9 protein-coding genes are annotated in these 12,173 nt (G+C 48.4%); 4 read left to right on the top strand and 5 right to left on the bottom strand.

Annotation, left to right across the window (positions count from 1 at the left end):
• Positions 1–9 precede the first annotated feature (9 nt).
• The 3 genes from ACH2BK_RS03150 to hemW form a co-directional block, all read right to left on the bottom strand.
• Positions 10–1,293, bottom strand: a complete 1,284-nt coding sequence (locus tag ACH2BK_RS03150; RefSeq protein WP_394996996.1) for a TolC family protein — start codon at positions 1,291–1,293, stop codon at positions 10–12.
• A 32-nt stretch (positions 1,294–1,325) separates the two neighbouring features.
• A complete protein-coding gene (locus ACH2BK_RS03145) occupies positions 1,326–1,808 on the bottom strand; it encodes an RNA pyrophosphohydrolase (protein ID WP_394996998.1) in 483 nt (160 codons plus the stop codon).
• Between the two features lie 97 nt (positions 1,809–1,905).
• Complete coding sequence (gene hemW, locus ACH2BK_RS03140) at positions 1,906–2,982, bottom strand: radical SAM family heme chaperone HemW (RefSeq protein ID WP_395002063.1); 1,077 nt, start codon at positions 2,980–2,982, stop codon at positions 1,906–1,908.
• Between the two features lie 384 nt (positions 2,983–3,366).
• Here hemW and ACH2BK_RS03135 point away from each other — a divergent pair, with 384 nt between their 5' ends.
• The 3 genes from ACH2BK_RS03135 to rsfS are packed head-to-tail and all read left to right on the top strand — an operon-like array spanning position 3,367 to position 6,300.
• Positions 3,367–5,229, top strand: a complete 1,863-nt coding sequence (locus ACH2BK_RS03135; RefSeq protein ID WP_395002061.1) for an extracellular solute-binding protein — start codon at positions 3,367–3,369, stop codon at positions 5,227–5,229.
• 3 nt (positions 5,230–5,232) lie between these two features.
• A complete protein-coding gene (locus ACH2BK_RS03130) occupies positions 5,233–5,961 on the top strand; it encodes a nicotinate-nicotinamide nucleotide adenylyltransferase (protein ID WP_395002060.1) in 729 nt (242 codons plus the stop codon).
• Positions 5,962–5,970: 9 nt separating this feature from the next.
• On the top strand, positions 5,971–6,300 hold the full coding sequence (gene rsfS / locus ACH2BK_RS03125) for a ribosome silencing factor (protein WP_395002058.1): 330 nt from the start codon (positions 5,971–5,973) through the stop codon (positions 6,298–6,300).
• 17 nt (positions 6,301–6,317) lie between these two features.
• Here rsfS and ACH2BK_RS03120 read toward each other — a convergent pair whose 3' ends face one another.
• Together ACH2BK_RS03120 and ACH2BK_RS03115 are read right to left on the bottom strand one after the other, a co-directional pair.
• Positions 6,318–8,234 (bottom strand): motility associated factor glycosyltransferase family protein, encoded by a 1,917-nt coding sequence (locus ACH2BK_RS03120; protein WP_395002057.1) that lies wholly within the window; start codon positions 8,232–8,234, stop codon positions 6,318–6,320.
• A 37-nt stretch (positions 8,235–8,271) separates the two neighbouring features.
• On the bottom strand, positions 8,272–9,816 hold the full coding sequence (locus tag ACH2BK_RS03115) for a flagellin B (RefSeq protein WP_394997007.1): 1,545 nt from the start codon (positions 9,814–9,816) through the stop codon (positions 8,272–8,274).
• Positions 9,817–9,966: 150 nt separating this feature from the next.
• Between ACH2BK_RS03115 and topA the strand changes: the two genes are divergently transcribed.
• Complete coding sequence (gene topA, locus ACH2BK_RS03110; protein ID WP_395002056.1) at positions 9,967–12,171, top strand: type I DNA topoisomerase; 2,205 nt, start codon at positions 9,967–9,969, stop codon at positions 12,169–12,171.
• Positions 12,172–12,173 lie beyond the last annotated feature (2 nt).

Raw genomic sequence — 12,173 nt, 5'->3', positions numbered from 1 at the left:
ATCCTCTCCTTACTCTTGTTTCTCTACAGCCAATACTTGCGCGAGGCTCTCTTCTAGCATAGCCAAGGTGTTGATATAATCCCGCTTTGCTTCAATCGTGGCAATCATAGAATCTAGATAATTATTCTTTACTAGCAAATACTCAAACACGCTCGTTTTCCCAGCTTCATAGCCGATCCTGCTAATCTCTGTGAGGTTTTTCTTGTTTTCCTCATCGGTTTTTGCCACATTGATGGCGTTTTTTTTCACTTCAAGTTGCTCAAGGTAGGAGTGTGCGTTGTTTTGCAAGGTGTTTTTTAAAATCTCACTTTCACGCACAGAGCCACTTTGCAGGGCGAGATACATCGCTTTTTGGTTGCCATATTTTGTCGTGAGCGGGAGGGGGATTTTGACTTTGAAAGCCGCGCCAGTGCTAGATTCTGCGATATTGGCTCCAGCTCCTAGCTCTAGGGAGTCAAAGCGACTTCTTGAGGCAAACTTCGCGCTATTAGAATAATCCGCGATATCAAGCGCGACAATCTCTAAATACAAAGAATCTTGCAGACTAGATTCTATATCCACATCGCCTAGCTCAATGTAACTAAACGCAAGCCCATCAACTTGGATATCCACGCTATTATCGATAATCCCAAGCCCGACTTTGAGAGCATTGAGAGTGTTTAGGAGGTTTTTTCTAGAGTTTTCACACAGCACCCGCACGCTCAAAAAGTCGCTACGGAAAAATAAATATTGTGAGCGCGAGATCCGCCCCGCATCGAAGCGAATCTTTGCTATATCTAGCTGCTCTTTGGCATTTGCGAGCCTATCCTCATAGATATCAAAGAGCTCTTTTTGCGCGAGATAATCTAGATACAATCGCTTGGTGCTAATCACGCTAAGTCGCTTGGTAAGCTCATAGTTTTTTTGCGCCCTGATATGGCGGGTTTGATACATTTGGCGCAGTATGGAGCTAACCCAAGGCAGGCGCGGAGCAAGCATAAAATACGCTTCAGTCTCTAGCTCCTTGCCGCCACTTGGCGAGCGCACCTGCATCGCACTCACATCGGCATAGGGGCTATTCCACGCTCTCGCTGCCTTGCCCTCATAGATGAGCGATTTGGCATAGGCTTGGGATTTGGCAAGCGCGATGGAGTTTTGCTCTATGCGTTCAAAAAACTCCGCGACGCTCATCGTATGCACAGATTGCGTGTTTGTGGCGGGTGAGAGCTCTTGTGGCATTTTAGCTTGAGGTGTGGCGAGGGCAAGCGCACCCATACAGCACACACACAGCACGATTTTGGGGAGTTGTTTCATCTTGGGGTTGTCCTAATCTCTTTAAAGCTATTTTATAAAAAACCTTCTTCTTTAAAGTATCCTAAAATATTTTTATAAACACGCTTCTTAAAGTGCGTCACATGGTGGAAAATTTCCTTGTATTTGACGAATTTATACGCGTCAAATTCCGGGGTGTGGGTGCAGAGATTGATTTTTGCGCTTGGCTTTAGGCGCACGAGAAAATACTTCTGAATCTGCCCATCAAAGGGATACATTTTTTTGCTAATGGTTTCTGGGAAGTCGTATTTCACCCACTGCGGGCATTCTGCGATGATTTCTACCTCGCTTGTGCCTATCTCCTCGCTAAGCTCCCTAAAGAGTGCTTCTCTCGGATTTTCCCCCTCATCAATCCCGCCTTGGGGGAATTGCCACGCGCCTTTGATATCATTGCGCTGGGCGATGAAAAACTCACACTCGCTGGGGTATTTGGGCGAGAGTATCACCGCGGCGACATTTGGGCGGTATCGCTTCGTCTGCTCTTGTATCTTTTGCATAGCTTTTGTGTCCTTGTAGATTTTAGATTCTAAATGCGTCTTAAGAGCCCTGCCCTTAAAATTATCTAAAATTATACCCCACCCAAAACAACAATGCCTAACACAGCCACATAGCTAGCTCATCGGCTAGAAACACATCTCTTGCGATGATATACTCGCCCCACGCACCTTGAGAATCTGCGTGCGTGGTTTTGGTGAGTTTGTGAGAATCTAGCAGTAGGGCGAGATTGGCAGCAGAGCGCACGAGATCATATCGCACGCCACTTTTGCACCTAAGCCCTAGCATAATAGCCTCTAGCCTCAAATCCTCCGCGCTTAGGACTTCTTGCGTGCGATGATGGGGATTAGCGATATAGCTTCGTGGGTTGCTAAGTGCCTTTGTGCGCACGCTCCCCACGCGCCCAAACGCCCCCGCTCCGCACCCGATATACTCCCGCGCCTCCCAATAACCCAGATTGTGCCGACAATACGCGCCATTTTTGGCATAGTTTGATACCTCATACTGCCCAAATCCTAGAGATTCTAATATCTCGCGCACTTTATGGCTTAGATTCTGTGTGGGGGCTTTGAGCTGCTTTGCCTCAAAGCGTGAGCCCTCATCAATACTTAGAGAATACGCCGAGATATGTGAGAGCGGGAGTTTGGCGAGGTTGGCGTATTCAGATTCTAAACTCCGCACAGAATCTAGGGGCGTATCGTATATCACATCGCAGCTGATATTGCTAAACCCCGCCTTTTGGATAGAGCTAAACGCGCTAAAAATATCGCCCACGCTATGCTCGCGCTCCAAAAATGCGAGCTTTTGTGGGAGGAAGCTCTGCACGCCCACGCTGATACGATTTGCCCCGAGACTACGGAGATGCGCGCACCAATGCTGCGTGATGAGATTGACATTAGATTCTATACTGATTTCACAATCCCCACTCACATACGCTAAGAAACTCTCAAAAATCCGCTCATAATACCCCGCAGGCAGGATATTTGGTGTCCCTCCACCGATAAAGACGCTTGTTATCCCTCCCGGCGCGACTTTGTGGCTCTGTAGCGATGCGCTGATATCCGCGCACAACGCCTCCACATACGCCAAATACATCTCTTGTGAATCCACCACGGAGTTAAACGCGCAATACCCGCATTTGCTCGCACAAAATGGTATGTGGATATACAGTAGCATTCCTAACCTCGTATGCATTTGGTTTATAGAATCTAGGCAAACGCCACATTGCGCGCCTAACGCGGCTTATACCAAACAATTATAGAATCTCGCCTTAGATTCTGTGATTGCTCACGCCCCGAGAGCAATTTTTGCCCTAGCTCGGTTTATAGACAAGGTGTTTGCCCAAGCGGCGTTCCTGACGCACTGACACCAAAAACACACAGAATCTCGCATTTAGATTGCGTGTATGCTCGCGCAGCGGAGCGAGTGGAGATTTACTCTCCACGAGCGGCAACAAGTTTCACTAAAAGTGAAACTTGCATTAATTCTATACCAACTGCCCTTGCTTCTGGCTTGAATCTAAGCTACAATCTCGCCCACACTACACCCCTAGGATTGCGTATGGCTAAACTCATATCGTGCTTTCTCGCTCTTATGTTTGCCTTTGGAGAGGCTTTTGGCACGCACGCCATAGCCCTCTTTGGCACGCCCAAATACCCTAAGGGCTTTAGCCATTTTGCGTATGCCAACCCACAAGCCCCCAAGGGCGGCACGCTAAAGAGCTTTGAGCTTGGGGACTTTAACTCGCTAAATCCCTTCGCCCAAAAGGGCAATGCCGCCCAAAGTATCGCTGCCCTCGTGTATGAGACGCTAGGCGTGGGGAGTCTTGATGAGAGTGCTACCGAGTATGGGCTCATCGCACAGGAGTTTGTCCTCGATCCCAAGGGCTTTTTTTTAGAATGCCGCCTAAACCCAAAGGCGCGCTTTAGCGATGGCGTGAGCGTGAGCGCAGAAGATGTGAAGTTTAGCTTCGAGACGCTTATAAGTCTTGGTAAAATACAATACCGCCGATATTATGCCGATGTGAAACGTGTAGAGGTGCTAGATTCTCACACAGTGCGCTTTTATTTTGCTACCAACCAAAACACCGAACTCCCCCTCATCCTCTCCCAACTCCCCATTTTGCCAAAGCATATTTTTATGAGCAAAGAGGGCAATACCTTTGGGCAAAATCCCCTAGATACGCCCATAGGAAGCGGTGCGTATGTGCTGGATTCCTACGATTTGGGGCGCAAGATTACTCTAAAGCGCAATCCAAACTATTGGGCGAGTGAGCACCCCACGCGCAAGGGGTTTTTTAACTTTGAGACAATCGAGATAGAATACTACAAAGATCCCGTGGTGGCGCAGCAAGCCTTTATGGCAGGGGCGTATGATTGGCGTATAGAATCTAGTGCCAAAGTCTGGGCAAAGGATTATGAGAGCTCTAAGCCCACGCTCACTCAAATGCTGATACCAAACAACCTCCCAAGCACGCTGCAAGGGTTTTTTTTCAACACCAAAAGAGAGGTTTTTGCTAACAAACTCGTGCGTGAGGCGATTTTTTATGCCTTTGACTTTGAGTGGAGCAATGCCAATCTTTTCTTTGGGCAGTATGAGCGCACCATAAATATTTTTGACAACTCCATTTTTGCCTCTAGCGGCATACCAATCGGGCGTGAGCGCGAGATTTTAGCGGGATTAGCCCTCACAGATTCTAGAATCTTAACCCACAAATACCTAATCCCTCGCACTGACTACAAGCTCCCGCCGCGTATAGAATCTGGCTATCGGGATTGGCGTGGTATCACACACACCGATGATGCCCCGATTTTTGCCCAAGATAAGCGAGAAAATCTCAAATACGCCGCCTCACTCCTAGCCCAAGCGGGATTTAGATTTAAAAACGGCGTGCTTGTAGGCACAGATGGCGCGCCGCTAAGGTTTGAGATTCTCATCAATTATGAGGGTTTTGAGCGCATTTGCCTGCCCTTTATCCAAAACCTCAAAAAACTCGGCATACAAGCCACGTTAGCCAAAGTCGATGATACGCAATACACCAACAGAGTGCGAAATTTTGACTATGATATGGTGATTGAGCTTGTGGGGCAGAGCCTAAATCCGGGGAATGAGCAGCGGTTTTATTGGGGGAGTGAGGCGGCAAACAATCGCGGTGGGCGCAACTACGCACGCATTGATGATGAAAATGTGGATAGGCTCATCGAGGGGCTTATAAATGCTCAAGATTCTAGTGAGAAAATCGCCTATGGCAGGGCATTAGATAGAATCTTGCTCTGGGGCTTTTATGTGATACCGCATTTTCACGCACAGGGCTATCGTGTGGCGTATTGGAATGACAAAATCGCTATGCCAAAGACTATGCCACTCTATGGCTTTGATCCCTATGTGTGGTGGGCACGCGATGGGCGCAATGAGGCGCGCTAGAGCGTGATAGCTAGAAGCGATGAAATGATGAGTGAGAATCTATACTCGCCCCACACGCTCCCAAAAATCGCTCTCTTTGGCGGGAGCTTTGATCCGCTGCATAATGGGCATTTGGGCATTATGCACGCTGTGCTTGGGGAGTTGGGCATAGAGCATCTCATCATCTTACCCACATTTTGCTCGCCTTTCAAATCCCGCTCGCTCCTTAGCCCGCAGGCTCGGCTCAGTCTGTGTGAGCTAACTGCAGCCCACCTCGCTGAGTGTTACCCAAAGGCGCGCATTGAAGTGTGTGATTTTGAGATCGCGCGTGCCAAGCCCACCTATAGCATAGAATCTGTGCGCTATCTGCAAGCCCGATTGAGGCAGGAGTGCGCGGCGGGGCGTGGAGTAGATTCTCACTATAGCAGCCAAAGGCTAGGCTTTGTGCTAGGGTGGGATAATTTTGAGAGTTTTCATCTGTGGCGCGATTTTACCTCTTTGGCGCGAGCTTTACATTTGTTTGTGTTTGATAGAGGAGGGCATAGCGAGGGGGAGTTTAGGACTCTGTTAGAGGGTTTTGGGATTGCAAGTCTGCGTGCGCGCTTTATCCCCTTTGCGCACGCGATTTCTTCTACACGCATTAGGGAGCGGCTCTCACGCGGGGATTTTAGCGAGATTCCGCCCTTTTTGCTCCCTACACTTAAAAAGTTCTTACAAAAACCCTGCTATAATGGCGCGCAAAATCTATCATAAGGAGCGTGTTTGCAGAGCCTTGCACAAGAAGTGGTGACAATCCTAGAGGACAAAAAGGCGGAAAATGTCGTGTGTATCGATGTGAGTGATAGGGAATATCTCGTGGATTGTGTCGTGATAGCTACCGCAATGGTGGGCAAGCATTCCTTTGCCCTGCTTGATCATCTCAAAACCACACTTAAGGCTAAGGGCGTGGAGTTTTATGCCACCGATGAGGAGAGCGAGGATTGGATCATCGCGGATTTGGGGAGTGTGATGGTGCATATCTTTACCCAAAACCACCGCGACAAATTTAACCTCGAGGAGTTTTTACAAACACTTCCCAAACGCCTTATTTAGAATCTAGCAAATGCCTGCTAGGGCACTGCAAGGCTCTCGCACTCCCACTCACTAAAAGATTTTTGGGCGACTTCTATCACGCAGTCTATCCCGCCAGCAAGTGAAAAGAGCCAATATTTATGCGCATAGAGCAAATCGATTTGTTTGGCTTTGAGCGCGATTTCATCTTGTGCCACGCGCACGATGATTTTAGCGATTTCCATCTCCTGATGCACGATGTAGGACTGAATGGCGTCATTAAAGCAAGTCGTGAAAGTTTCATCGGCAAAAAATTCCTTGATAGATTCTATATGCTCTAGCGCGCTGCTTACTTTGCTAAAGTCAAAGTTTTCTAAATCGCTCTTGTGTGCCTCCAAATCCTCAATAAGCCCCGCCACTTCCAAAAACACCTCTTCGATACGCGCCTTTTTCTCCCGCGCATAGGCTAAAAACTCCCGCGTTTTTTCACGCGCCTTGGCTATGTTAGATTCTATCATCTCTAGGGGTGGGGGCGTGAGGGCTAGGGGCTGCTTTTTCCCCCTCATCTCTATGCCCTCTAGGGCTTTGATAAAGGGCATTTCTATGCTGCCTTGTATCCTCGCGCCGCCCTCTGTGGCGTTGATGACTTCTAGCGGGTATGGAGTCTGCGCGATATCGGCTTCATAAAATTCCAAAAAGAGCTTCCACACGCTTGTGCTCTCCACCATGCCTTCTCCGCCATAGGCGGGGAGTAGGACGCGTTGTGAATCTTGCTTGGGCGTTATTTCCCGCTCGCCATACACGGCATTTTTGGCGTGCGAGCTGCCGTCTTTGGCAAATGCGAGATCCTGCCCGATGAGGATACAGCGTGAAAACCTCGCATACACCACCATTTCATACGCCATATTTGCCGCGCTCATTCCCACGCCGATATAGCCATACTCGCTAAATCCGAAGTAATAAGTATAGCCAAAAGGGCGCATACTCCACTGCACACAATCCTCTTGCAGTGCGCGCCATAGGCGTTTATGCACGATGGTGGTGATGGCAAAGATCACATCTTTGCGCGCCTCTTTTGGCGTCTCTTCATAGAATCTTGCCGTGAGATCCACGCGCTCAAGCGAAAACACCACATCGGGCTTAATCCCCTCTCTAGCGAGGATTGGCAAGGACGCATCGATACAAAAAATCGTGAGATAGTCTTGGTATTGTTTTAGCAGCGGGAGCTGCTTGCTTAGGCTTGGTCCGGTAGCAACGATGATAGCGGTATCTCCCTTGTGTGCGCGTTTGGCGCGTAGCTCCCTAATGAGTGCTATGAGCGAGGGGGAGCGCAGCATTTTGGGGAGGTTGGCGATATGGTGCGCGATACCTGTGATGGCGTCTTTGCTATCATTGCCCACGCTGATGACACAATGCTCTAAGGCTTTGATAAAATAGCGGTTAAACTCAATGCTAAGCGCGGCATACCGCTCGTAGTAGGCGTTAAAAATATGGAGATTATAAAGTTTGGAGTAGATTTTAGTGTGCTTGTCTTGGAGGAAGAGCAAAAGCACATCTTGGAAAGTGCTTTGTGAATCCAAAAACACGATTTTAGATTCTGTAATCTCTTTGGAAAAATCTAGCAAATGCAGCACGACAAAGAGAATCTCAAGCTCGGGCTCGATCACCACTACGCGTTTAAGAAACGCATTTTGCAAAAGCACCTTATAAAACACCCCATTGCCAAGCCCGAAGCAATACAAATACGGATATTGCGCATAGGGCATAAATTCTACGATTTTTTGATTAGTCTGGGCAATGGGAGAATCCACAAAAATCGGCGTGCAATCGCGCGTATCGATGATATTAAAATTGAGCACATCATCGCCCAAAAACACTTCATAATGCGTGTTTGGTACGATGGCTTGAAGCCTTTTAGCGAGTTTTGGCGAAGTGTCCGCAAGCGCGCTGAGGTTAAGCGCAAAAAAATCCTGCATAGCCACCCATCTCTAGGAGCTTTACGCGCAAAAACGCTTATTGGAGCAATCGTAAGACATTTTGCTGCACGGCATTAGCTTGCGCGAGTGCGAAACTCCCGCTTTGAGCCAAGACATTGTGCTTGGAGAAAGTCGCAGATTCTGAAGCAAAATCCACATCGCGGATTTGGGATTCTGCGCTTTTGACATTGACTTGGGTTACGGAGACATTGTTGATAGTCGCCACGAGCTGAATCTGCGCTGCACCCATATCAGCGCGCAATTTATCAAGCTGAATGCGTGCAGATTCTGCCATATCCATTACCACCATCGCGCCTTTGAGGCTTGTAACCCCCGCACCGATACCGCCCGCGTGGAGCTCGGCTTGGGCGACATTGGCATTGGCTCCAGAGGCTGAAGCGATATTAGCGTCCATCTCGCCGCGTAGTGAGCGGAGATTTACCGTGTATTCTGCGATACCTTGCGCAGTGTGGAATCCCACGTGGCTGAAGTTGTATCCGCTGATGATGATATCGCGCGCATCAGTGCGGATAAGTGTCAATCGCCCGATGATAGTGTGCTCTGTCCCGCTAATCCCTGCGAAATTCCCGCCACCAAACACAAAGCCCGTGGCACTTTGTGTTTGCACTGCGATAGCGCGCCCATCGGTGCTGCGCAAGTTTAGCCTACCAGTAATATCGATAAATGCCTCTGTGCCTGTGCGCTCTTTGACTGAATTTATGGCATTTATGAGGCGTCCATCGGCATCGTTTTTGCGCACATCATTAATCGTCCCAATGGTTACGCCATTGATGATTAAGCCCCGCACCGTCCCAGAGAGTACGGGCGAGCTACCTGTCCCCATCACGCTCCACGCTGCGCGCACGCCTAGCTTGTCAGAATGCTTATTGATAACCTCTGAGAGCACGCCAATACCAGTATTTGCTGAAGTAGAGATTTTGACGGTTTCTATCTCAAAGCTATTTTTGCCATCGACTTCTTTGACATTAAACATCACTTCAGTGAGGTTGCGCGCCGCACCAGAGGCGAGCATACCTACAGCAGAGAATGATGAGCTCTCCATCCTAATATGCCCGATTTTATCCGAGCTTGTGGGACCGATGGAGGCTTTTATGGTGGTGTTGGAATACGCTCCGATTTGGAATTCTTTGTTAGAAAACGCGCCAGAGAGCATTTGCTGCCCATTAAAGCTTGTGGTGTTGGCGATATTATCTAGCTCTTCTAATAGGCGCAAAATATCGCTTTGGAGTGCCTTTCTCGTCTCGGTGGTTTGCCCATCTTGCGCGGCTTGGATCGCTTTGGTTTTGATCGTATCTAGGATTTTTAGCTGCTCATCCATCGCCTTGTCCGCCACTTGAATGATACCAATGGCATCATTTGCGTTTCTCACAGCCTGTCCTAGCCCCTCGCTTTGACTCCTCAAGCTATCGGCAATCGCCATACCAGAGGCGTCATCAGCGGCTTTGTTTAGACGCAAGCCAGAGCTTAGCTTTTCAAGCGAGTTGTGCAAACTTCTGTTGTTTGCCACCCCGATAGTGTGGGCGTTTAGTGCGGATATGTTGGTGTTAATCCTAAAACTCATTAGGCATCCTTTGCTAAAGTTTTTTTGATTTTGTCGATTAAAGCAAAAGATATTCCAACAATTTATGCCTATTTTCTCTTGCGTTTATGCTAGAATTCTCACTTATAAGGCTTGCTAGAGCCTATTTTAGACAACGAAAGTGCAGTAATTATGAAAAATCTCATCATTGTAGAATCCCCAGCAAAAGCGCGAACTATCAAAAATTTTCTTGGCAAGGATTATGAGGTGATAGCCTCAAAAGGGCATATCCGCGATCTCCCCAAATACACTCTTGGCATTGAGGTAAAAGATAAGCATTTTATCCCCAAATATATGGTGGATAAGGACCACGCAAAGATTGTTGAAGAGATTCAAAAACTTGCTAAAAAAGCCAAAACCACTTACATCGCCACCGATGAGGACAGAGAGGGCGAGGCGATAGGCTATCACATCACCCAGACACTCGGGCTGCCTAGCGAGGACTTCCCGCGCATCGTCTTTCACGAAATCACTCAGAGTGCCATACAAAACGCACTCAAATCCCCGCGCACCATCGATATGGACAAAGTCAATGCCCAGCAGGCAAGGCGTTTGCTCGATAGAATCGTGGGCTTTAAGCTAAGCAATCTCATCTCCTCTAAAATCGCGCGGGGCTTAAGCGCAGGGCGCGTGCAGAGCGCGGCACTAAAAATCGTCGTGGATAGGGAGCGCGAAATCCAAGCGTTTGAGAGCATCACCTACTATCTCATCAGCGCGAAGTTTGTCTCTAGCTCCAGCGAGATAGAATCTGAACTCATAAGCTATGGAGGCAAGGCACTCCAAAAGCTTAGCCTGCAGGATAAAGACGAAGTGAGTGCTATGCTAGATTTTCTAAAAACCCAATCCTACACAATCGCCCAAATCAACACCAAGCGCAAAAAAACGAGCACCCCTCCGCCCTTTATGACTTCCACACTCCAGCAAAGCGCCTCCACAAGGCTAGGGCTTAGCCCCACGCGCACGATGAGTATCGCCCAGAGGCTCTATGAGGGCGTGCAGACGCATAGTGGTGTGATGGGGGTTATCACCTATATGAGGACTGATAGTCTCAATATCGCCAAAGAAGCCAGCAGTGCGGCGAGGGCACTCCTTGCCAAAGTCTATGGCAAAGAATATGTCCCGCCTAAGCCAAAAGTCTATACAGCCAAATCCAAAGCCGCCCAAGAGGCGCACGAAGCCATCCGCCCGACAAATCTCGACTTCACTCCAGAGATTGCTAAGGCATATCTCAAGCCAGAAGAGCACAAGCTCTATAAGCTCATCTATGAGCGGTTTTTAGCCTCGCAAAGCACGGACGCGGAGTTTGAGCTCCAAAACATCATTTTTGAATCTAGCGATACCAAAGCCCAATTTAAGGCAAATGGCAGGAAGCTCATCTTTGATGGATTCTATAAAATCATAGGCTATGAGGAGAGCGATACGCTCTTGCCTGTATTGCAGGAGGGCAGTGGTGCTACTTTAGTGGATTTGCAAAGCCACCAAAAGCACACAGAGCCGCCTGCGCGCTATTCCGAGGCGAGCCTTATCAAAACCTTAGAATCTCTAGGTATCGGCAGACCGAGCACTTATGCGCCCACTATCGCGCTATTATGCAGCCGCGACTATCTCAAAAATGAGAAAAAAACCCTAATCCCGCAAGAAAATGCCTTTAAGGTTACGCAAATGCTCGAAGAGGGGTTTAAGGAGATTGTGGATAGCTCCTTTAGCGCGTCTTTGGAGGATAAGCTAGATTCTATCGCGCAGCAAAAGGCGGATTGGAATGCGGTGCTATGGGAGTTTTATGAGCCATTTATGCAAAAAATCGAGGAGGGCAAGCAAAATATCACGAGTCAAAAAATCGCTATCCCCACGGGGGAGATGTGCCCCAAATGCGGCAAAGAGCTCGTGAAACGCAATGGCAAATTTGGCGAGTTTATCGCGTGTAGTGGGTATCCTAAGTGCAAATACATCAAGCCCGATGAAAATGCTAAAGATGAGCTTAGCGGCGAGGTGTGTGAGAAATGCGGCAAGCCGATGGTGAAAAAATTTGGCAAAAATGGCGAGTTTATCGCCTGTAGCGGGTATCCAGAGTGCAAAAACACAAAATCGCTTAAAAATAAACCCCAAGAAAAGCTAGAGCTCCCCTGTCCAGAGTGTGGCGGCGAGATGCTCAAGCGATTTAGCAGGCGCGGGGCGTTTTATGGGTGTGGGAATTATCCTAAATGCACTTTCCTCTCCAAATACCCGCTTGTGGCTAGCAAATGCCCCAAATGCGGCGGAGCAATGTGTGAGCGCGAGCTACGCAAAAAGCATATCTATGAATGCCTAAAATGCAAAGAAAAAATCGAGCAAGACTAAGA

It is taken from the genome of uncultured Helicobacter sp., assembly GCF_949282165.1.
Classification (GTDB): domain Bacteria; phylum Campylobacterota; class Campylobacteria; order Campylobacterales; family Helicobacteraceae; genus Helicobacter_F.
The sequence above is the reverse complement of the archived record's forward strand: the minus strand, read 5'-3'. Positions and strand labels throughout refer to the sequence as shown.